The organism is Deltaproteobacteria bacterium (assembly GCA_009692615.1).
Taxonomy (GTDB): Bacteria; Desulfobacterota; Binatia; order UBA9968; family UBA9968; genus DP-20.
Genome location: SHYW01000095.1, coordinates 1 through 20,417, shown reverse-complemented (window position 1 = coordinate 20,417; position 20,417 = coordinate 1). Strand labels below are relative to the sequence as shown.

Below are 20,417 nucleotides of genomic sequence, written 5' to 3'. Positions count from 1 at the left end.
CGGCCTCAACCACGGTGATCTCGCTGCGATATACTCGTTGAATTACGTCTAGTCGTTTCTCGTCTTTCATTGTCAGGGTTGTCATCCTTCCACCCTGACATAATTACGTTGCCGTTAACCCCTGACATAATCACTTTGCTACAACATTGGAGTTAAAATTATTTGCCTGTTCTACGGTTTCCCTGTATGGCTAATCGCTATGGCGCACACTGAACTCAAGCGGCAGATTGGTTTATTCTCAGCGGTGATGTTGATCGCTGGGGATATGATCGGCACCGGGATTTTTATTTCCACTGGCGCGATTGCCGAGACCTTGCCATCGCCCGGCGGCGTGCTGCTGGTCTGGCTCTTTGGCGGTTTGCTAGCGCTCGCCGGCGCGCTGACCTGCGCCGAGTTGGCCACCAGCCTGCCGTATGCCGGCGGCGATTATATTTACATCCGCGAGGCCTACGGCCGGCTCATGGGATTTCTCTCGGGCTGGTCTTCGTTCCTGGTCACCTTTTCCGGCGCCATCGCTTTTCTTTCGGTGATCTTGAACGGCTTCATGTCGTTCTTTTTTCCGGTGTTGGGATCGGACGACGTGCTGTTTTCGCTGGCGCTGCCGCTGATCCCGATCACGGTCAAGACCGGCACGCTGTTTTCCATGTCAGTGGTGTTGCTCTTGTCCGGACTGCACTGCTTGGGCGTCAAGCAAGGAACCTGGATGCAGAATTTCTTGACGGTTTTGAAGATCGGCGCGCTCTTGGGAATCATCGTGCTTGGCATCTTTTCCGGCAACGGCAGCTCCAGCCACTTCGAGCCGCTCTTCGACTGGAGTAAAATCGGCAACTCGAGTTTGTTCGGCGCGGCGTTCATTCCGGTGATCTTCGCCTACTCGGGCTGGAACGCCGTGACCTACATCGCCGGCGAAGTGGAGAATCCCGATCGCAATCTGCCGCGGGCTTTGATGTACGGCGTCTTGATCGTCACCGCACTCTACCTGGCGATCAACGCGGTTTACATCTACGCGGTGCCGGTGACCGAGATGAAGGGCGCGCTGCGCATGTCGGAAGTGGCGACGACGGCGCTGTTCGGTTACAAGACTTCGGCATTGATCACCGGAATAATCACCGTCTCGATTCTCGGTGCGCTCAACGTCGTCACCATGATCGGTCCGCGCATTTATTACGCGATGGCCAAGGACGGAGTGTTTTTTCACCAGCTCACCTACATTCACCCGAACTTCGGCACGCCGACCAAGGCGATCCTGCTGCAAGCGCTGTGGACTTGTTTGCTGATCCTCACCAACACCTGGGGCACTTTGTTTACTTACGTCAGCGTCGTGATCACGCTGTTTTCCGCCTTCACCGTCGGCTCGGTGATCGTGCTGCGGTTTAAAAAACCGGAACTCAAGCGGCCCTATCGCCTGTGGGGTTATCCGCTGCTGCCGATAATTTTTGTCCTGGTGCATCTGTGGATTGTCTTGGGTTCGGTGACTGAGAAACCCAAGGAAACCCTGATCGGTTTGTTCATCGTCAGTTTGGGAATACCGGTTTACTGGTTTTGGAAGACCAAGGCGGATAAGAATTGAAAGACGATTGCAGAATGGACAATTCATAAGTTTGGAATCGGGCGGTCTTCATTTTCCATTCTCCATTCTGCAATCTGCATTCTGCAATGATTTAATCCCATGGCCATTCGCATCACCAAAGTTTACACCCGCACCGGCGACCGCGGCGAGACCGGGTTGGTCGGCGGCAAGCGCGTCGCGAAAGATTCGCTGCGGGTGGAAGCCTATGGCGCCGTCGATGAGCTCAATTCCATTGTTGGGCTAGCGCGGGTGTTCAACGAGGAAGACCGCGAGTCCGGCGAAGGCCATCGATTTCTCGACGAGGTGTTGTGCCAGATCCAAGACGAGCTGTTCGATATCGGCAGCGAGCTGGCGACGCCGCCGGAGTTTTTCCAAGCCGGCATGTACCGGGTCGGCGCCGACGAGATCAAGCGGCTGGAAAAATGGATCGACCAGTGCCAGAAAGATCTCGAACCGTTGCAGTCGTTCATCTTGCCCGGCGGCGGCCGTATCGGCGCGTATCTGCACCAGTGCCGCACGGTGTGCCGGCGCGTCGAGCGCGAGGTTTTGCGTTTGTCGCGCGAAGAAGCGATCAACGACGACGTGATCAAGTATTTGAACCGCTTGAGCGATTTATTTTTTGTCCTGGCGCGCTGGATCAGCGATCAAATGGGCGAGCTGGAATATTTGTGGCAGCGCGGACTCAGAGGGAAAAAAGAATGAATTCAAAATTGGCGGCTATGAAACAGATTATCGGACTGCTTGTAATCTTTGTAACTCTGGCCGCGGGTCGAGCCCCGGCCGACGCGCAGCAGCCGAAGAAAGTCGCGCGCGTATGTTATCTAGGGAACGGGGTTACTGGCACAGCGGAATACATAAAGCCATTTCAACAACGTTTACGTGAACTCGGCTATGTCGAGGGGCAGAACCTCATAATCGATTACCGCTACTTTGAGGGACAAATTGAGCGCCTCCCAGGTCTTGCCGCCGAGTTCGTCCGTCTCAACTGCGATGTCATCGTTACCCAAGGAACAGAAGCGGCGGCTGCTGCTAAAAACGTGATCAAGACGATCCCCGTCGTCATGGCATTCGGCGCGGATGCCGTAAGGCTTGGCATCGTCGCTGACCTCGCACGGCCGGGTGGAAACATCACGGGGCTGACCGATATGGGCGCCGAGATGTACGGAAAACGGCTCGAACTATTAAAAGAAACGGTTCCCAAGCTCTCGCGGGTGGCCTTTCTCTGGAGTCCGAGTAATCGTGAAGAGGATTTTAACGTGAAAGAGACAGAGCCTGTGGCGCGGTTTTTACGGATAGGGATTCAGTCCTTAGAGGTGAAAGGTCCTGATGACATCGAAGGGGCGTTTCGAGCCGCAACCAAAGGGCGCGCCAACGGCCTTATGGTACCCGGCGGTGGGTTCTTCGCTGTTCACCGAAAGCGGATCATAGATCTGGTGACAAAGAATCGACTTCCAGCGATGTATACTTCCGTTCGGTTTGTCGAGTCAGGTGGACTGATGGTTTACGGAGAGGATCGTTCAGAGATGCTCCGGCGCGCGGCTGAGATCGTGGATAAGGTTCTCAAGGGAACAAAGCCCGCTGAGATACCCGTGGAGCGGCCCAAGAAGTTCGATTTCGTCATCAATCTTAAGGCGGCGAAGCAGATCGGCTTCACGGTTCCGCCTGAAGTGTTATGGAAGGCGACGAGGATCATTCGATGAAACAAATTTGGATTTTCGATTTTGGATTTTGGATTGTCGGAGCAGGAATTCAGGACTTGGAGCCAAGAATTTTCATTCTTGCGCGTTGCCTCCCCCAATCCAAAATCCAAAATCACAAATCCAAAATAGGTGGGGGGTGAATTCATGAATTTACTGGCGGGGAAAAAGGCGGCGATCTTTGGCGTGGCAAATGAGCGGAGCATCGCTTGGGCGATCGCGGAGGCGTTTCATGCCGAGGGCGCGGAGCTGGCGTTTACTTTCGCAGGGGAGATTTTGGAAAAGCGCGTGCGGCCATTGGCCGAAGGGATCGGCGCGAAGATTATCTTGCCTTGCGATGTGACCAAGGATGAGGAAGTGGAAAAAGTTTTCGCGACGCTCAAGCAAGAATGGGGCGGCATCGATATCTTGATCCACGCCATCGCCTTCGCCAACAAAGAAGACTTGTCCAATCCCTACGTGCAGACCAGCCGCGCGGGATTTCATCTTGCCATGGACGTGAGCGCCTATTCACTAGTCTCGCTGACGCGCCATGCGGCGCCGCTGATGGAAGGGCGCAATGGCTCGGTGCTGACGCTCACCTACATGGGCTCGGAAAAAGTTATTCCTAACTATAACGTCATGGGCGTCGCCAAGGCGGCGCTGGAAGCGAGCGTGCGTTATCTGGCGCATGATCTCGGGCCGAAAGGGATTCGCGTCAACGCAATTTCCGCCGGACCGCTGCGCACGCTGGCGGCCGCGGGAATTTCCGATTTCAAATCCATGCTGCACCACGTCGCCGAGCGCGCGCCGCTGAAACGAAACATCGACGCCGAAGAAGTCGGCAAGACCGCGCTCTATCTGTGCAGCGATTGGGGCAGCGCCGTCACCGGCGAAGTGCTGCATGTGGATGCCGGCTATAATATTATGGGGATGTAGGAGATAGTTTTTAGTTGTTAGTGATTAGTGTTTAGTTTCGGATTTCACGCTGGCAACTGGTAACTGAGAACTGCGGAAATATGGCAGTTAAAGAAATCACACCGCAACAAGCCCACGATACTTTGACCGCCGACGCCAACGTCGTCTACATCGACGTACGCAGCGAGCGGGAGTTTGCCAACGGTCATCCGGCGGGCGCGGTGAACATTCCCGTGGCGTTTCCCGATCCGGCGCGCGGCATGATGGCGAATCCCGATTTCGTCAAAGTCGTCGAAGCGAATTTTCCCCGCGAGAAAAAACTTATCGTCGGTTGCCAAGCCGGACCGCGCTCCACGGCGGCGTCGCGGATGCTCGACCAAGCGGGCTATCAAGACGTTTCCAACTTGCTCGGCGGCTTCGGCGGCCAGCGCGATCCCATTGGCACGGTGATCGCGCCGGGGTGGGCGGCTTCGGGGTTGCCGGTGAGTAGCGACAATGGCGACGGTGTCAGTTATGCGTCGCTAGCGGCTAAAGTACGGTGACCGCAAATTCCATATTCCAAATTACAGATTCCAAAAAAGAGATTGCCCGATGAATCCAGCACTTTATTTCAAACAACTCGAAATCGGTCCGATGCAGAATTACGTCTATCTGATCGGTTCCACTGATACCCGCAAGGTTGCGGTGGTCGATGCGGCGTGGGAGATCGACACGATTCTCAAAGTCGCGGCGCAGGACGACATGGAAGTCACCCATGCATTTGTCACGCATACTCACCCGGACCATGTCGGCGGCCGCTTTGGCAGCAACGAGATTCCCGGCGTCACGGAGCTTCTCGGCCGATGCAAAGCCAAAGTCGTCGTGCACAAAGCTGAAGCGGATGCGTTGAAAGGTCTTTCACCGTCCGACATCATCAAAGCTGACAGCGGCGACAAGATCGATGTCGGCGGCATCGAGATTCAGCTCGTGCACACGCCCGGCCACACGCCGGGCTCGCAGTGCTTTCTCGTCGATGGCCGTGTGGTGTCGGGCGACACGATGTTCATCGACGCCTGCGGTCGAGTAGACTTCCCCGGTGGCGATCCGGAGCAGATGTATTACAGCCTGACGCAAAAGTTGATGGCGCTGCCGGACGACACGATACTTTTTCCCGGCCACAACTACGCCGCGCTTACGCACGCGACGATAGGCGAGCAGAAAAAGACCAATCCGTATTTACAGTTCGGATCGCTGAAGCAGTTCCTCGCGGCTATGGGGTATCGCTGAGCGCGACGCGAACGTTCAACAGCGATTTACTAGCCGCGTCCGGTTAAGCGCTTCCTTATCCACGAAGGGCTTCTACGACAATCCAACACGGCATGGACGCGAATCTTATCGCTGTTGATGTCGTAGTAGATAGCAAATGGGAAGCGCTTGGATAGTGAGCGGTAATAGCCGTAAACGATCTGATGAATTCCAGCAAAGAGAATCAGCGAATCGATATCGGAGAATAGGCAGTCTAAGAAATAAGCTCCAACTCCAGCCTCGATGCTTTCGTAGAAGCGGAAGCCCTCGATCAGGTCCTCTTGGGCCTCATCTAGGATTTCAATGGTCACGAGACTTTTTTGCGGATCTCGGTTTTGGCGGTTTTCCAGTCGGTAAATTCAGCTTTGCCTTCGGCGACTCGACCCCGGCGCTCATCGAGGATCTCTTTGTGCCAGGTAGGGGATTCAACGGATTCTGGACAACGTACTAAGTCCTCCCAGAGCAACTCCATCGCGGCAAGCTTCTCTGGGAGGGTCATGTCCTCTAAAGGTAGGCTTTTCGACATATCGTAAGTATACCCCAGCATCGGGTCGATTCAAATCCTATTTGGGCGTTGTCAGCGCAGGTCATTTTACGATCGCTCCGCTCACGGCGCTTTGCCGACGAACTTGTTGGTCCAGAGCAACCCTTCGGTGGCGGTCGGAATCTTGGCGCGGTCTTTGAGCATACCGGCACCGGCGGCGAAGTTGATGACTTTGTTCCAGCCATCCGCTGTCATGTTGCCCCACTTGGGCATGGCAGGGGCGACCATGCTGTAGGCGAGTTCGAAGACATCGTCCTCCAACTTCGATTTGTCGGAATGTTTATGAGCGCGTAGGGCGGCTTTGAATTCATTCGGCTTGCTGTGGTAGAGCGCGCCGGCGCGGGAGATCGCGCGGGATACCGCGCTGGTGGTCTCGCGGTTGGCCTCGGCGTAGTCGGGCCGCGCCATCAAGACTTCAAAGGGATAGTCGGTGAATTCCGGGATCTCGCCAAAGCCCATGGGGATCAACGCGTAGCCTTTGCCGGCGGCCTCGGTGATCTCCACCGACGGCGGCGATTGGGCGAAGCCGTCGATGACGTTGTTCATTAGCGCAGGTATGAGTTCATTGCCGCCCAGGGCGGCGAACTTCAATTTGCTTGGGTCGCCGCCTTTGACCTTGTTGGCGAGGAAACGAAAAATCTGCTCCGATACCGCGCCCGGACCGGTGGTGCCGATGGTGCCCAAGTGATTCACTACCGCCATGCGGTCGGCCAGCGGACTTTTGCGCGTGAGCTTTAACTTATCGACGATCGCTTTGCGCACGCCGACGGTGAGCGTGACGTTGCGGTTGTGCGTCTGCACGGCGATCAGCGGCGCGCCTTCGGCGTAGGCGAGGATCAAGCCGTCGGAAGACGACGCGCAGTACTGCGCCGAGCGGCCGACCACGGCGCTCTGGCATTGCGAACCACCGCCGGCGACGATGACTTTGGCGCGCACGCCCTCCTGCTCGAAATATTTCAACTGCTCGGCGACCCACACCGCCGAGAAGGCGAGGTTGGACACCGCCGTTGTGATAGTGATTTCTTCTTTTTGCTGGGCGCCGCCGATGACGGCGCCACTGGCCATGATGGCGATAGCGATCGCGCATATTGTTCTATTCATAGACACCTCCTTAACCTTGTACTTGGACGCTTTCGGTCTGAGTCTGCCAGCGCAAGACGCGCCGCTCGATCAGATCGGCAACTTTGTTCATTAGAATCACGATAAACATCAAGACTGCAATACCGACAAACACATCAGCGGTGCGAAACACGCCGGCGGCGGCGCGGATGTAATAGCCCAGTCCTTCGGTGGCGGCGATGAATTCGCCGGTGATGGCGCCGATAACCGAGAAGGGAATGCTGGTTTTAAATCCCGTGATAATGTACGGCGACACCGCCGGCAGGATGACGCGAAACGATAATCGCCAGCGGTTGGCGCCCATCAGCCGCGCCAGGTCGACGAACTCTTGGTCGAGCTGTTTCATGCCGGCGTAGGTGTTAAAAAAGTTCAGAAAGAAAACCAGGATGAAAACCACGCCGACCTTGGACCAGATACCGATGCCCAACCAGACGATGAACAGCGGCGCCAGGGCCGTGCGCGGCACGCCGTAGAGCGCGATGATAATCGGCTCGAAGATATCGGCCAAAGTTTTGCTCCTGCCGAACATGTAACCGGTCCAGATGCCGCTGAGCGCGCCGATGGGAAAGCCGATGCCGATCTCCTGCAGGGTCACCCAAGTGTTGGTGGTCAGTTCGCCGGATTGGTAGACGGTTAGAAAGGCCTTCCAGATTTTGCTTGGGCTGCTGATCAGAAACGCTTCGATCCAACGGCCCGATGCGACTTCCCAGAGCAGGAAGAAGCCGCCGACGAAGATGAAGCGGATGGCGTGGATCATCAACGCGCGCTGCCAGGCCGGGCGCGCGGGATTGATGGTGCTTGGCGATGATTCGTCGCTGCTCATGTTACTTTTCCACTGCCGCGCCGGCGCCGTTCTTTAAATTCAACTCATGGCGGAAAATATTCCACAGCCGGGCATGGGCTTCGTCGAAGCCGGCTTGGCGGTGGATTTCAAAAATATTTCTTGGCCGGCTCATCGGCACGCTGATAACGTCGCGGATTTGTCCCGGCCGGTGGGTCATGACCACGATGCGGTCGGCCAGCGCCACGGCTTCGACCAAATCGTGGGTGACGAAGATGATGGTCTGGCGCTTTTGTTCCCAGATCTTCAACAGCTCGTCCTGCAGGATCATGCGTGTCTGCGCGTCCAGCGGGCCGAAGGGTTCGTCCATCAATATCACCGTGGGATCGTAGGCCAGGGCGCGGACGATGGAGGCGCGCTTGGCCATGCCGCCGGAGAGCTGTGACGGATAACGTTTCTCGAAGCCATCGAGACCGGCGAGTTGAATGAAATGTTGGACGCGCTGGTCGCGCTCCGATTTCGAATAGCCTTTGCTGTCGAGACCAAAGGCGACGTTGTCTTCCACCGTCAACCAGGGGAACAGTTTACTTTCCTGAGGCACGTAGCCAACTTTGGTGTTGAGACCGCGCACTTCTTCGCCCTGGCAGATAATCCGGCCGGCGCTCATGCTCACCAGGCCGGCGATGAGTTTAATCAGTGTCGATTTGCCACAACCGCTCGGTCCTACCACGGTGACGAATTCGCCTTGGCGAATATCGAGGGAAATATTCTCCAGGGCGCCGACTTTGTCGTCGTCGCCGGTGTGAAAGGTTTTCGAGACGTTCTTGACTTCGATAACGTGACCGGACTGTGCTTTGGCCGATGGCGCCGGAGGTTGAACTTGATTACTCATTGAAGCTTGGTTTACTCAAGTAGGGTATTTATTCATGAGCCCGTGGTGCTGTCAATGAAGCTCGGACTTTGGTAGTAAAAATGTTTATCGACATTCAATTAACTGTGTTGGCGCCCGAGTGGCTTAACCCAATGAAGGCTATCTAAACGAGGTCGGCAATGGCTTACCGAACTATCGACGATATGTTTGAACCGGGCGCGCTGATCCAACTTAACGACCGCTGGACACCGGCGCTCGCCCGTTACGGATCGCGTCCCGCCGTGGTTATCGACATCGAAGTGCTGGGCTATCCGCGCACGATGAGCCGCGCCGAAAACGGTGTTAAGATCACCGAAAAAAATGATTGTGTTTATACCGTCGCAATCATGCCGGAGCAGCGATCAGCAGTACTAAGCCGCGATCAAGTGCCGGTTATTCGAGTTGTCGCGCTTGATGTTGAAAGGGCTCTCGAACCGGCAACCGCCACCGCGAAGTTTGCACGATGGTGCGTGAAAGAATATTGCGGCGCGGCGCCGGCGCCAGCGCCGTCGATTGTGGCGCAACAGCCGGGCAAGTTCATTGGCGCTGTCGTGTTGCCGCACACGATCCCGATGTACGAGGCGCGCCACCGGCCCGAGGATCATCGCAATAAATCTTTGGCGGCCATCGACCGAGTGCGCCAGCGCTTGGATGAGCTAAAACCGGATGTAATCGTGCTGGCATCGACGCACTGGATGCCGCGCGATGGGTTCTTGGTCGAAGACGGGTCGCTGCACCGAGACGGCTGCGATACGTCGTATGAAGGCGTTGAGCCGCAGCTTTTCGATTTTCCCGGCGATCCGGAACTCGCCGCGCTGATCGCCCATTTAGCGAGTAAGGCCGGTCTTCCTGTGCGCCGCATACACCGTGTCGCCCAAGAGCACGCAGTGTGGGTCCCTGGACATCTGCTTAGCGGCGAGCGGCGCACGCCTCTGGTGCCCTGCTCAATTTGGTGGCGCGGCCCGCGCGAAGCGCACCGGCAATTTGGCTTGGCAATGGCAGAAGCCGTGCGGCAACTCGGACGCCGCGCTTTCTTCGTGGCCAGCGGCGGTCTCTCCCATACGTTCGATTTTTCCAAGCCGCCGGAATACGTCTGTCCCGCGGGCGAGCGTTTCGACATGATCGCCAAAGACTGGCTCGAAAAAGGCCAACATGGCCGGTTGCTCGACATGAGCGACGAAGATTTCGAGACTTGGAACCCCGAAGGCCGCGCCGGCCACCTTTACATGCTCCGCGGCGCGCTGGGCAAAGACGTTAAAGGTGAGTCACTGTGTTATCAAGGCAGCAATGGCACGGGATATTTGACGATGATGTTTCAAGACTGAATTTGTTCAAATCGTTCAAACCGATCAAGCCGTTCAAATCGTTTCAGAGATTCAAACTGTTGCGCGGATTGTCTTGAACCCTGTGCATAACCCGCTAGGGTCTCCAGCCCTTCGTTTGCAAGTCGGCAGCGACCTTCTTGGTGATCGTAAAATTGAAAAATTTATCCGGGGTCAGCGACTCTTTGGCGCCGGCGGCGCGCAGGACGGCTTCGACGGCTTTTCTTTGGGAATCGTCGTTAAACGTGCCGTCCTGAGTCAGCGCCGGCCGCGCGGCATCGTAGGCTTTGGCGGCGAGATCTTCCTTGATCCTCAGGCTGCGCATTAGAATCGGGATCGTTGCGGCGCGCCGATCGATGGCAAAGCGTAGACCCTTGAGTGTTGCCCGGCTGAATTGCTCGATCAGTAGCGGATCGGATTTGAGCAGCTCTTCGCGCACGACGATGCTGCCGTTGGGCGCGATGATGTCGCTCTTTGCTATCGATGCGGCTTCATGCATGCCGGCATCTTGAGCGGAAATATTCCACGGCAATGGCAGGATAGTCGCGTCGACAAAACCATTTTGCAGGGCTAAAAGCCGCGGTGCGCTGTCGCCGGCTTGGATTAGGGTATAATCCCGGCCGGGTTCCAAGCCGTGTTTGCTGAGAAACTCGCGCAAGAGGAAATAACCGACCGAGTTCAGCCCTGGCACGCCCATCTTTTTGTTTTTGAGTTCTCTGATGTCGCGCACCGGTGTCCGGGTCATCAGCCAAAACAACGGCCGCTCCCAGGTCGAGAACAAGACCCGCAGATTAGCGCCGCGCAGATTGGCGTTCATGGCCGCCGCCGGCACGGAAGTAAACGGCACTTCGCCACTCATCAATGCGAGATTAGCCAACGTGCCAGTCATCTGAATCAATTCGACATCGAGACCTTCGTCTTTGTAGTAGCCGCGATCCCGCGCAGTAAAAAACGCTATCTGAGTAATATTATAACCAGGGATGGCGAGGCGAATTTTTGCCGCTTCGCTGCTGGGCGCGACAAACAAAACGAGGAAAAGGGTAACCGATAAATAGTACGATCGATAAATCATTCAATGGGCTTTTTTGCTGTGCTGATTGAGCCGGGTTCACACTTTGGCGAAAAACCGCAGCGTATTGTCGCACAGGATCTTGCGTTTTTGTGCTGCGGTGAGATCCTTGCGCTCGAGGATTTCTGTCATCGCCTCACCGCGGCCTTCGTCGTGCGGGAAGTCGGACGAGAAGAGAATCTGGTCTTCGCCGAGGAGCGCCATTTCCTGGGTCATCATCGCGTCGTCGGCTTCTGCGGCAACGAAAATTCTCCCCGACTTAAAATAATCTTCGACGTCGCGCTGGAGCAGGCCCTTGCTGCTCGGCATGCGCCGCTTGTTCACGACGGCGTAATGCTTCAGTCTGCCCGACATGTAAAAAATCCATTCGGCGCCAAATTCGAGAAACCCGACTTTCAAATTCGGGTAACGATCCAACATGCCGTGGCCGACGATGGCGACAAACGCGAGATTGGCCGGCAGCGCTTTGCTGATCATGTTGGAATCCAAAATATTCTCGCACAAATCGGTGAGCGGCATGTAGCTCGATCCCATGTGCACGCACAGGGGCAAGCCCGAGCGCGCGAATTCGTCCCACACCGGGGTGAAACTAGAGTGAGATAACATGCGACTGCCGACCGTGCCGTAAACGACGGCCGCCGCGGCGCCGAGCTTTTGTATCTCTTCGAGGGCTTCGCAGGCCTGGCGCGCATCGCGCAGGGGCAGGAGGCCCGCCCATTTGATTCTCTCGGTGTGTTCACGGCATTGCTTGCCCATGTAACGATTATAGGTTCGATAGAGCGCCGCTTCGTAGGCGGGCTCGTCGGTGATGTTGGCGTAGAGCGTGCTCGGCATCAGGAACTGCATGTCGATGCCGCTTTTGTCCAACATGGCAATGCGCTCTGCCGGTTTTGACATGTCGAGGCAACCGACCGGAATCGCGCCGTGGGTTTTGTCGACATTCGATCTCGTGCCGAGCTCCTCCATGACGATCCCCGGCGTGTTTGCGGCGTGCGATCCCGGACCGAACACATGAGGCTCGATACGGCCTTCGATCAGCCAGCCGGTGTTCCAGCGACCCAAATCTTTATCGTCGATGATGCGCACGGCGCGCGGGCGCCGGCGCGCGAATTCTTCCGGCAGGTCCTGCCACATCGCCGGGCTCATGATTGCGTGCGCATCGGCGTCGCAGACTCTGTATCCGTTCAGCATGGGGCCTCCTTCAGTTTGACTCATCGCTTATACGTTTAGCCGTCGCGTTGGTCAAGTCATGGAATTTCATTGCTTAATCTTCCTCGTTGCTCAAGCCTCGCCACTTGCGCCTCATCCCAATCTTGCTTGCTTTTCATAGGGTCTTCAAATACTTTACGAAATTAATTTCCAAGCCAATCAGGAGGGTTTTGTGAATATTCTCAGCGAGTCGATTATCAAGAGCAACACGGGCGCCACGTTCGTCGTCAAAAGAGGGCAAATCATTGGTGTGCAAGGCCATTCAACAGCGGACTATGTCGTGTTTAATTTGCGCAATGTTAAAGAGCGTTTCGATCAGGCGCGCACGAAAGTCAACCAGGGAAAGATTTACCTGACCACAGGCGACGTGTTGATTTCCAAATTCAACAACGTCATGCAGACCATCGTCAAAGATACTTACCAAGGCACGCACGACATGGAAAAAGGCATGTGCAGCACGTCTTTCTACAAAAAATGGGGCGATGAGATTTTCAAGATCTACGGCGGCGTGTGGAAAAAGCTGGGGAGAAAGCAAGTGGTCGCGCCGAAACATGGCTGCTGGGAAAATCTCGCCAAGGCGCTCAAGCCCTACGGTGTGTCGAAAGAAGATGTGCCGAGCCCGCTGAACGTTTTTCAAACCATGGAAATTAACGCCCAGACCGGCAGCATGCGCTATTCGATGACCCGCCCGCGGGCCGAAGGCGATAGGGTGGACTTCCGTTCGGAAATGGATTGTCTGGTTGGCATCAGCGCCTGCCCGGAAGGGGGGCGGGGGCGGGATCTCAAGATTTTGATCTATAAAAATTAAACCTTGTGAATTCGCAAACGGGTTTACGTTCTTGCGGCTTTTCGTTCAAGCAGTTCAAACCGTTCAAGTCGTTAACATCGTCTCGGAGGTTCGCACGGTTTGAACGAGTTTTTTCTATTTAGGCAGCTTGTCGATGTAGCCGCTGCTTTCTAACTCTTTTAGGAAACTGATATCGGTAAAGTCGCTGGGCTTGGCTTGAGCGGCTTTCGGATTGGTGATTTTCAACTGATCGAGGAAGATTTGAATACCCGGCTCGGTCGGATAAGGCACCCGGCGGGTGAGCTTGGCGACGATCTCGTTGTAGCTTTCCTCGATCGCTTTGTCGTCTTTGATGCTGAGATATTTCTGCAAGACTTTTTGCGCGCCTTTGGGATTGGTCAAATTATAAACGCCGGCTTCGACATAGGCGCGCATGAAGCGGCGGATGGTGTCGGGACGGCGCTTGATGTAGTCGCGGGTGACGGCGACGCCGTTTTGCTGCCACTCGACATCGAGCTTGGTGAAATCCAGCAGCGCCTTGACGCCGAGTTCCTTAGCTTTCAAAGTCTCCGGTGGCTGGAGCAGGGTCGCTTGAATGATGTTGCTCTGCATCGCCGCGAGGCGGGCCGGCACCGAACCGATGGTGAGGTAACCGACATCGTCGCCCTTCAAGCCATATCTTGCGAATACGGTTTGCGCCGCGGCGTTGTCGGCGCTGCCGATGCGGCTGACGCCGAATTTCTTACCTTTCAAGTCTTCGATGCGTTTGATTTGCTCGTTGGCGAACAGGACATAGGGAAAGCGATTGACCGAACCGGCGATCAGCACGGCGCCGGAGCCGGTGAGATTACTGGTGATCACCGCGGACGCGCCGGTGTGAATGATCGGCGTTTCACCAGCGAGCATGGCGGTCACCCCCAGCGGCGCGCCGACCAGTAGAACCATTTCGACATCCAAGCCATGCTTGGCGTAGAAGCCTAGCTCTTTAGCGGTCCAGACGGTCGCTTGGGTCGGACCGATGACGGTGTAAGCGACGCGCATTTTTTCCATCTGCGTCTGCGCGACGACGCTCGAACTCGATGCGGATAGGACCGATAGGACGGATAGGACGAATAAAAAAGAGTGGATCGCGAAATAGGGTCGGCGCATGGTTGTTGTCCTCCTCGAAGCGAAACTAGTTCTAGCTCGCGTTAGTTCTTACCGGTGATCGCTCGGTCGTCTTTCCCCGGCTCATAGGGGCGCGTGTCGCGGGCGAGATCTATCTTGTTCAACACCGCGTCGGGCGCTTGGGCTTCTTTGGGGAAATCGTAGGGTGGCAGCGGTTTGGTCGCGTCGAAGATTAGTTTCGTTTCCATAGGGCCCTTCTCCAGGCGGTTGTAACCGTACGCCGTCGGATTCAAATGCGAGCCGATGATGTTCGGGATGATCACCATGTCGCGGTCGGCCTGGAAGCGCATCGCCAGCGCCCACAGCACCTGGGTCTCGTTGAACACGTCGACATCGTCGTCGACGACGATGACAAGTTTGATGTTGGGATCGGTGACCAAAGCGCCCAGCGCAGCTTGCTTCGGCTCGCCCTCGGCGCGTTTCTTGACCGAGATATAGCAGTGCGAGCGCGCCGCGCCGGAGATCGGCATATTCACACCTGTCGTGCTCGGCACGACTTCCTGGATGCGTTTGAGCAGGCTGCCCAATCTCGGCGCGGCGCCGATGATGTTATGTTCGAAGTGGGCGCTGTGGATGCTCTGGTAGATTGGATTTTTCCGCATGGTGATGGCGGTCACTTCAATATAAGGCTGGTCGCCTTCCTTATAATAGTAGTGCGGCCATTCGCCGAACGGTCCTTCGTAGTGGCGCTTTTTCGGCGGCACGACGCCTTCGATAATGATCTCGCAGTCCGCCGGCACCATGAGGTCTACCGTTTCAGCCTTGACCACTTTCAGTGGCTCGCCGAGAAAAGCCCCGGCGATTTCCAACTCCGAGCCGACGCCTGCCTGTTTGCTGACCGCGGCCATGTTGAGCGCTGGGTGATGGCCGATGCACAGCGCCACTTCCATGGGTTCGTTGTTGTCTTCGTATTCGGCGCGTACGTAGTTGGCGTGGTTGGCTGGGTTAACCATCAAGCCGAGTTGCCGTTTGCCCTGCTTCTGGTGGCGATAGATGCCGACGTTGACCGCGCCGGTGCCGCGCTCTTTGCAAATCATCGCGGCGGCGTTGATATACGCGCCGGCGTCGCCTTCGTTGATGGTGAGCACCGGCAAGAGATCGAGATCGGCTTGCTCGCCTTTCAGGATGACTTCTTTGCACGGCGCGTCTTTGGCAGCGATTTCTTTCACGGGTCGCGGATTATGTTCGCGATGGGCGAGATCTTTGACCATCTGCGGCACGGATGGCGAGCCCAACGACAGCGCGAGCCGTTCGTAGGTCGCGCCGAGATTGATCACCAGCGGAATCTTCGAGCCTTTGATGTTCTTGAAAAACACCAGGGGAAATTTGTTCTCGCGTTCGAACTTTTCGACAATGGCGCTGGCTTCGTAGACCGGGTCGACTTCTTTATCGACGACGACGACGTCCTTGGGCCGCTTCTCCAACAACTCATCGAGATAACTGCGCAGATCTTTTGACATGGCAACGAACCTCAGCTTTCTAAAGTTGAAAATGGCTCACCGCGCGTTGTTCAGAGGAGTGCGCGATTTCTATGCTATGCCTAGAAACTCGCGCGCAAGTCAAGTTAGTTTTTTACCCATCGACTTTCCTGCGCGGGGAGGGAATCCGGAGGGAGGGAGGGTCGCGACCGCCCCTACGGGAATCGGTTGCGATCCTTATCGCCAGTGTATTCAGTTCTGCTTGACACATTGTGACGGTTCTTCTAACACAAAGCCATGCGCAACTTGCCAATCAAGTGGGGACTCAGTTTGCCCAATCGCGGCGCGCTGTTCGGTCTCACCGATGTCGACGAACTGATTCAAACCGCGCTACTGGCGGAAACTTCCGGCGTTTTCGAATCGGTCTGGTTCGGCGACAGTTTGATTCACAAGCCGCGCTTGGAAGCGATCGTCATGCTCGCCGCGGTGGCGACGCATACTAAGAAAGTTCGCCTGGGCACGATCTGCATGGCTTCTTTTCCGGTGCGCCATCCAGTCTTACTCGCGATTCAATGGGCTTCCCTCGATCAGCTTTCTCAAGGCCGTTCGTTGCTCGGCGTCTGCATCGGCGGCGGTCATGAAGGTGAGCTGCGCGCCTTCGGAATTAAAAAAGAAGAACGCGTTGGGCGCATGCGCGAGGGCATCGAGCTGTTGCGCCAGATCTGGAGCGACGACAAGACTTCCTTTCGCGGCAAGTATTACACGTTGGAAGACTACGACATCGTGCCCAAGCCGGTGCAGAAACCGCCGCCAATCTGGATCGCCGTCAGTCCGGATCGCGAGCAACTCGGCGACAAGATCGTCGACCAAGCGATGCACCGAGTGGGTTTGCTCGCCGACGGTTACATTACCATGGGTGTGACGGCGGAAGAGTTGGCGAAGCGTTTGCGCGTCATCGAACAAACCGCCAGTGAGATCGGCAAAGATTTGTCGAATTTCGAAGTGGCGATCCACGGCATGGTCAACATCAACGACGATCGGGCGTTGGCTTACAAGCAAGCGAAAGATTATTTCAATCACTACTACGGCCCAAGCTATCCGCCGGAGAGTTTGATCGAAGTCTGGCTCGCCCATGGCACGCCGAAAGATTGCGCAAAATTGATTCAACAATGGCTCGACATGGGCATCACCACGCCGGTGCTGCGCTTCACGTCAAAAGATCAGGCGGGACAGGTGCGGCGATTTATCGACGAAGTGTTGCCGCTGTTGCGGTTGAAGTGACGAGCGCCTGACTGGTATGAAGAAACGACACGATTGCGATCCCTTTTTCGACGCGATGTTTGTACCGATTCCCTCTCCCCTTGCGGGAGAGGGTTAGGGTGAGGGGTGAGGGCCAGGGCGACCGCCGGTCGCCCCTACAAGAGCCCTCACCTCAGTCCTCTCCCAGAGGGAGAGGATGTAATTCAGATGGGAAACAGGGATGCCAGCAATTTTTGAATCAACTCGGCATTTCGCGATCGGGGTATGAACCCCGCTCGCGACCAAAGGGGATGCTCGCCCCCTTTGGAAACCCCATTTAGTTGTGCCCGCCGCAAGCAGCGGGGAATATTAGATTCAGTAGAGTAAAGGACATTCTATGTTTGACGATCTAAGAGGTTTTCTCGCGCATCTCGACGATATGGGCCAGTTGAAGACGGTCAAGGACGAGGTCAGCGTCAAGTACGAGATCGCCGCCGGCATGCGCAAGACTTCCGATATCGAGGGGCCGGCGCTTTTGTTCGAGAACGTAAAAGACTATTCCGGCTGGCGCGTGCTGGGCGGGTTGTTCGCGACGCGCAAATTGGTCGCCCTCGGCCTCGGCGTGCCCCAGGACGAACTGCTCGAACGCTACATGACCCTGGAAGACAAACGTATCCCTCCCGAGATCGTCGCCACCGGTCCGTGCAAAGAAATCAAATGGACCGGCGATCAAATCGATCTGACCAAGCTGCCGATCGTCACCCACGCCAGCAAAGACTGCGGGCCGTACGTCACCATCGGCATGCAGATCGGCAAAGATCCTGACACTGGCATCCGCAATATGTCGATTCACCGCATGTTGGTGCTCGGCAAGGACAAGCTCTCGCTTTGGGCGCCGGCGGATCATCATCTAGGACGAATGATTTTGAAGGCCGAGGAAAAGGGCAAGGGATTGGAAGTCGCCACCGCGGTTGGCGTCGATCCGGCGATCGTCGTGGCGTCGCAAGCGCGGGTGCCGTTTGGTATCGACGAATTTCACGTCGCCGGCGGACTACGCGGCGCGGCGGTGAAATTGGTCAAATGCGAATCGATCGATGTCGAAGTTCCCGCCTTCGCCGAAGTAATTATCGAAGGCGTGACGATTCCCGGCGAGCGCGTGCCGGACGGACCTTACGGCGAATATCCCGGCTGTTACAGCGAAGCCAAACAAGCGCCGGTGTTGAAAGTCACGGCGATCACGATGCGCAAAAATCCGATCTGGCAGACTGCGCTCACCGGCATGCCGGTGACCGAGAATCACACGCTGATCGAATACGGCAACGCCGCGGTGGTTTACCGCGAAGTGCGGAAAATCGTCCCAGAAGTGAAAGGCGTCAACATGACGCCGGGCGGCACGTTTCGTCATCACGTGATTGTCTCCATCAAGAAGCGCGCCGAGAACGAAGGGCGCAACGTGATTCTCGCGCTGCTGTCGATGGGTATCGGTTTGAAGCAAGTGATCGTCGTCGACGACGACATCGATCCGTTCGATCCGATGCAAGTGGACTGGGCGATGGCGACGCGCTTTCAAGCCGACAAAGACGCGATCATCATCCCGCGCATCGCCTGCTCGACGTTGGACCCTTCTTGTCCCGAAGCGCGCGTCACCGCGGGCTTGGGCATCGACGCGACCGCGCCGCTGAAAGAGCACTGGAGATTCGAGAAAGTAGAAATCCCCGGCGTCGACAAGGTGAAGTATATTTAGATATCGGAATCGGAATTACTCTCGCAAAGGCGCAAAGACGCCAAGTTCGGAAAAAAAATTATTCTTCTTAACTTCGCGCCTTGGTGCCTTTGCGAGAGATAATCTTAATCCGATGGACCATCAATGAAAAACTTTGACTACCTAGAACCGGGCACCGTCGCCGAAGCCTGCGCGCTGCTCAAGCAGCATGGTGGCGAGGCGAAAGTATTCGCCGGCGGGGCGCACCTGACGATTCTGATGAAGCAGGGGCTGCTGGAGCCGGCGACATTAATCAACATCAAAAAAATCGTCGAGCTCAAAGGAATTCGCTTCGACGACGCCGAAGGTTTGACCATTGGCGCTTTGGTGACGCACCGCGAACTCGAAACTTCCGCGCTGGTGAAAGAAAAATTTCCCGTGCTGTGCGAAGCGGAAAGAGAAGTCGCCAACATCCGCGTGCGTAACATGGGCACGGTGGGCGGCAATCTCGCTTCCGGCGAGCCGCTGACGGACTTGGCGCAGATTTTTATCGCGCTCGACGGCAAGGTGAAGATCGTCGGGCCGAGCGGGCAGCGGATGATTGCGGTCGAAGAGTTGTTTCTCGATTTTTACACAACCAGCTTGGCCGAAGACGAGATTCTCACGCAGGTAGTTTTGCCGCCGCTGCCGGCGCGCTCGGGCATCGACTACATCCGCTTCTCCAGTAGTTCAGTCGTCGACAAGCCGTGCGCGGGTGTCGCGGTACGGCTGACATTGGATAGCGTTGGCGAGTCGATTCAAACCGCGCGCATCGTCCTCGGCTGCGTCGGCGCGACGCCGGTACGCGCGCGGAAAGCCGAAGCGTTGCTAATTGGAAAGAAATTGACGGCCGAGTTGGCGCAAGAAGCTGGCAGCATCGCGTCGCAAGAGTGCAGCCCGACCGGCGACCTGCGCGGCTCGGAACCGTACAAGCGCGCCATCGTACGCACGCTGGTAAAGCGCGCGGCGGGGAAAGCTTACGAAAGAGCCCTCACCCTGCCCTCTCCCTAAGGGCGAGGGTTGGGGAATGGGAAACGATGAAGAGTGAATGGTTTCAGCTCGGCCGGCTATTCTGTATGACATTGTCGTCAAGTGAATTTAAACTCCCAACGCCGATTCCCTCGCCCGCTTGCGGGAGAGGGCAAGGGTGAGGGTCGGCATATGCGTGAGAAAGTTTTGTACTTTGCCGATCATGGCGGGCTGAAACTAAAAGCGAGCGTGGAGGTGGTATGAAACGACGTGAGGCGCTGAGAAACATTTCTACGTTGGTTGCCGTCATGGCGACGCCGCTTGGGTATGGTGCGATCGCCGCGGCGCAGCAGCGGGCGAAGATAATTAAGATCGGCTGGCTCGTAGGCGGTCCTGGTCGATCAGCCCAGTTCGAGAGATACAAAATGGCGCTCCGCGCGCTTGGCTATATTGAAGGAAAGAACATTGCTATCGAGTATCGATTCCCGGAGGACGGCAAGCTCGACCGCCTCCCGGCCGTGGCTGAGGAACTGGTCCGTCGCAAGGTTGATGTCATAGTCGCGACAGGGGCGCCCGCTGCCCTGGCCGCCAAGAACGCTACCAAGACGATTCCTATCGTTTTTACGAGTGGGGGTGATCCGGTTGTGATTGGGCTGATCGATAGCCTGGCGCGGCCGGGCGGGAACCTCACGGG

Annotated in this window: 21 protein-coding genes; 12 read left to right on the top strand and 9 right to left on the bottom strand. The window is 56.5% G+C overall.

All coding sequences use genetic code 11. The annotated features are described in order from the left end of the window. The first annotated feature begins 199 nt into the window (after nucleotides 1-199). The 6 genes from EXR70_19385 to EXR70_19360 all read left to right on the top strand — a co-directional run bounded on the left by EXR70_19385 (nucleotide 200) and on the right by EXR70_19360 (nucleotide 5,430). Nucleotides 200-1,570, top strand: a complete 1,371-nt coding sequence (locus tag EXR70_19385) for an amino acid permease (GenBank protein MSP40657.1) — start codon at nucleotides 200-202, stop codon at nucleotides 1,568-1,570. 99 nt (nucleotides 1,571-1,669) lie between these two features. Next, nucleotides 1,670-2,272 (top strand): cob(I)yrinic acid a,c-diamide adenosyltransferase, encoded by a 603-nt coding sequence (locus EXR70_19380; GenBank protein MSP40656.1) that lies wholly within the window; start codon nucleotides 1,670-1,672, stop codon nucleotides 2,270-2,272. Next, complete coding sequence (locus tag EXR70_19375) at nucleotides 2,269-3,270, top strand: ABC transporter substrate-binding protein (GenBank protein ID MSP40655.1); 1,002 nt, start codon at nucleotides 2,269-2,271, stop codon at nucleotides 3,268-3,270. Before EXR70_19380 ends, EXR70_19375 begins: the two co-directional genes overlap by 4 nt. Before the next feature lie 144 nt (nucleotides 3,271-3,414). Beyond that, entirely contained in the window at nucleotides 3,415-4,185 is a 771-nt protein-coding gene (locus EXR70_19370) for an enoyl-ACP reductase (GenBank protein ID MSP40654.1), read from the top strand. Between the two features lie 80 nt (nucleotides 4,186-4,265). Continuing rightward, nucleotides 4,266-4,706, top strand: a complete 441-nt coding sequence (locus tag EXR70_19365) for a rhodanese-like domain-containing protein (GenBank protein MSP40653.1) — start codon at nucleotides 4,266-4,268, stop codon at nucleotides 4,704-4,706. A gap of 49 nt (nucleotides 4,707-4,755) precedes the next feature. Continuing rightward, nucleotides 4,756-5,430 carry an MBL fold metallo-hydrolase gene (locus EXR70_19360; GenBank protein ID MSP40652.1) on the top strand — a complete coding sequence of 225 codons (675 nt, stop codon included), beginning with the start codon at nucleotides 4,756-4,758 and terminating at the stop codon, nucleotides 5,428-5,430. 29 nt (nucleotides 5,431-5,459) lie between these two features. Here the strand turns inward: EXR70_19360 and EXR70_19355 are convergent, their stop codons facing one another. The 5 genes from EXR70_19355 to EXR70_19335 form a co-directional block, all read right to left on the bottom strand. Then, a complete protein-coding gene (locus tag EXR70_19355) occupies nucleotides 5,460-5,759 on the bottom strand; it encodes a type II toxin-antitoxin system RelE/ParE family toxin (protein ID MSP40651.1) in 300 nt (99 codons plus the stop codon). Further along, nucleotides 5,756-5,974 carry an acyl-protein synthetase gene (locus EXR70_19350; protein MSP40650.1) on the bottom strand — a complete coding sequence of 73 codons (219 nt, stop codon included), beginning with the start codon at nucleotides 5,972-5,974 and terminating at the stop codon, nucleotides 5,756-5,758. The genes EXR70_19355 and EXR70_19350 overlap by 4 nt, the downstream gene beginning before the upstream one ends. 81 nt (nucleotides 5,975-6,055) lie before the next feature. Next, nucleotides 6,056-7,093, bottom strand: coding sequence for an ABC transporter substrate-binding protein (locus tag EXR70_19345; GenBank protein ID MSP40649.1), 1,038 nt, complete (start codon nucleotides 7,091-7,093; stop codon nucleotides 6,056-6,058). A gap of 10 nt (nucleotides 7,094-7,103) precedes the next feature. Beyond that, nucleotides 7,104-7,934, bottom strand: coding sequence for an ABC transporter permease (locus tag EXR70_19340; protein ID MSP40648.1), 831 nt, complete (start codon nucleotides 7,932-7,934; stop codon nucleotides 7,104-7,106). Between the two features lies 1 nt (nucleotide 7,935). Then, nucleotides 7,936-8,784, bottom strand: a complete 849-nt coding sequence (locus EXR70_19335) for an ABC transporter ATP-binding protein (GenBank protein MSP40647.1) — start codon at nucleotides 8,782-8,784, stop codon at nucleotides 7,936-7,938. Between the two features lie 158 nt (nucleotides 8,785-8,942). On the opposite strand from EXR70_19335, the gene EXR70_19330 reads away from it, so the two are divergent. Beyond that, nucleotides 8,943-10,127, top strand: coding sequence for a hypothetical protein (locus EXR70_19330; protein ID MSP40646.1), 1,185 nt, complete (start codon nucleotides 8,943-8,945; stop codon nucleotides 10,125-10,127). A 94-nt stretch (nucleotides 10,128-10,221) separates the two neighbouring features. Here the strand turns inward: EXR70_19330 and EXR70_19325 are convergent, their stop codons facing one another. Beyond that, nucleotides 10,222-11,196, bottom strand: coding sequence for an ABC transporter substrate-binding protein (locus tag EXR70_19325; protein MSP40645.1), 975 nt, complete (start codon nucleotides 11,194-11,196; stop codon nucleotides 10,222-10,224). A gap of 36 nt (nucleotides 11,197-11,232) precedes the next feature. Next, on the bottom strand, nucleotides 11,233-12,408 hold the full coding sequence (locus EXR70_19320) for a hypothetical protein (protein ID MSP40644.1): 1,176 nt from the start codon (nucleotides 12,406-12,408) through the stop codon (nucleotides 11,233-11,235). A gap of 124 nt (nucleotides 12,409-12,532) precedes the next feature. Here EXR70_19320 and EXR70_19315 point away from each other — a divergent pair, with 124 nt between their 5' ends. Further along, the gene (locus tag EXR70_19315; GenBank protein MSP40643.1) at nucleotides 12,533-13,210 is read left to right on the top strand and encodes an urea carboxylase-associated family protein; all 678 of its coding nucleotides are present in this window, start codon (nucleotides 12,533-12,535) and stop codon (nucleotides 13,208-13,210) included. 114 nt (nucleotides 13,211-13,324) lie between these two features. Here EXR70_19315 and EXR70_19310 read toward each other — a convergent pair whose 3' ends face one another. Continuing rightward, entirely contained in the window at nucleotides 13,325-14,338 is a 1,014-nt protein-coding gene (locus EXR70_19310) for an ABC transporter substrate-binding protein (protein ID MSP40642.1), read from the bottom strand. Nucleotides 14,339-14,379: 41 nt separating this feature from the next. Next, the gene (locus EXR70_19305) at nucleotides 14,380-15,816 is read right to left on the bottom strand and encodes a UbiD family decarboxylase (GenBank protein ID MSP40641.1); all 1,437 of its coding nucleotides are present in this window, start codon (nucleotides 15,814-15,816) and stop codon (nucleotides 14,380-14,382) included. Nucleotides 15,817-16,071: 255 nt separating this feature from the next. On the opposite strand from EXR70_19305, the gene EXR70_19300 reads away from it, so the two are divergent. The 4 genes from EXR70_19300 to EXR70_19285 all read left to right on the top strand — a co-directional run. Continuing rightward, nucleotides 16,072-17,055, top strand: coding sequence for an LLM class flavin-dependent oxidoreductase (locus tag EXR70_19300; protein MSP40640.1), 984 nt, complete (start codon nucleotides 16,072-16,074; stop codon nucleotides 17,053-17,055). A gap of 355 nt (nucleotides 17,056-17,410) precedes the next feature. Then, nucleotides 17,411-18,757, top strand: coding sequence for a UbiD family decarboxylase (locus EXR70_19295; GenBank protein MSP40639.1), 1,347 nt, complete (start codon nucleotides 17,411-17,413; stop codon nucleotides 18,755-18,757). Between the two features lie 123 nt (nucleotides 18,758-18,880). Then, nucleotides 18,881-19,765, top strand: coding sequence for a xanthine dehydrogenase family protein subunit M (locus tag EXR70_19290; protein ID MSP40638.1), 885 nt, complete (start codon nucleotides 18,881-18,883; stop codon nucleotides 19,763-19,765). A 266-nt stretch (nucleotides 19,766-20,031) separates the two neighbouring features. Beyond that, nucleotides 20,032-20,417, top strand: a 386-nt coding sequence (locus EXR70_19285) for an ABC transporter substrate-binding protein (protein MSP40637.1), incomplete at its 3' end; no start/stop codon positions are given.

Coding starts and splice junctions, on each gene's coding strand:
- EXR70_19370 (MSP40654.1), top strand. CDS start 3,415: ATGAATTTACTGGCGGGGAAAAAGGCGGCGATCTTTGGCGTGGCAAAT.
- EXR70_19350 (MSP40650.1), bottom strand. CDS start 5,974: ATGTCGAAAAGCCTACCTTTAGAGGACATGACCCTCCCAGAGAAGCTT.
- EXR70_19330 (MSP40646.1), top strand. CDS start 8,943: ATGGCTTACCGAACTATCGACGATATGTTTGAACCGGGCGCGCTGATC.
- EXR70_19290 (MSP40638.1), top strand. CDS start 18,881: ATGAAAAACTTTGACTACCTAGAACCGGGCACCGTCGCCGAAGCCTGC.
- EXR70_19305 (MSP40641.1), bottom strand. CDS start 15,816: ATGTCAAAAGATCTGCGCAGTTATCTCGATGAGTTGTTGGAGAAGCGG.
- EXR70_19380 (MSP40656.1), top strand. CDS start 1,670: ATGGCCATTCGCATCACCAAAGTTTACACCCGCACCGGCGACCGCGGC.
- EXR70_19295 (MSP40639.1), top strand. CDS start 17,411: ATGTTTGACGATCTAAGAGGTTTTCTCGCGCATCTCGACGATATGGGC.
- EXR70_19335 (MSP40647.1), bottom strand. CDS start 8,784: ATGAGTAATCAAGTTCAACCTCCGGCGCCATCGGCCAAAGCACAGTCC.
- EXR70_19385 (MSP40657.1), top strand. CDS start 200: ATGGCGCACACTGAACTCAAGCGGCAGATTGGTTTATTCTCAGCGGTG.
- EXR70_19345 (MSP40649.1), bottom strand. CDS start 7,093: ATGAATAGAACAATATGCGCGATCGCTATCGCCATCATGGCCAGTGGC.
- EXR70_19340 (MSP40648.1), bottom strand. CDS start 7,934: ATGAGCAGCGACGAATCATCGCCAAGCACCATCAATCCCGCGCGCCCG.
- EXR70_19320 (MSP40644.1), bottom strand. CDS start 12,408: ATGAGTCAAACTGAAGGAGGCCCCATGCTGAACGGATACAGAGTCTGC.
- EXR70_19300 (MSP40640.1), top strand. CDS start 16,072: ATGCGCAACTTGCCAATCAAGTGGGGACTCAGTTTGCCCAATCGCGGC.
- EXR70_19310 (MSP40642.1), bottom strand. CDS start 14,338: ATGCGCCGACCCTATTTCGCGATCCACTCTTTTTTATTCGTCCTATCC.
- EXR70_19360 (MSP40652.1), top strand. CDS start 4,756: ATGAATCCAGCACTTTATTTCAAACAACTCGAAATCGGTCCGATGCAG.
- EXR70_19375 (MSP40655.1), top strand. CDS start 2,269: ATGAATTCAAAATTGGCGGCTATGAAACAGATTATCGGACTGCTTGTA.
- EXR70_19365 (MSP40653.1), top strand. CDS start 4,266: ATGGCAGTTAAAGAAATCACACCGCAACAAGCCCACGATACTTTGACC.
- EXR70_19325 (MSP40645.1), bottom strand. CDS start 11,196: ATGATTTATCGATCGTACTATTTATCGGTTACCCTTTTCCTCGTTTTG.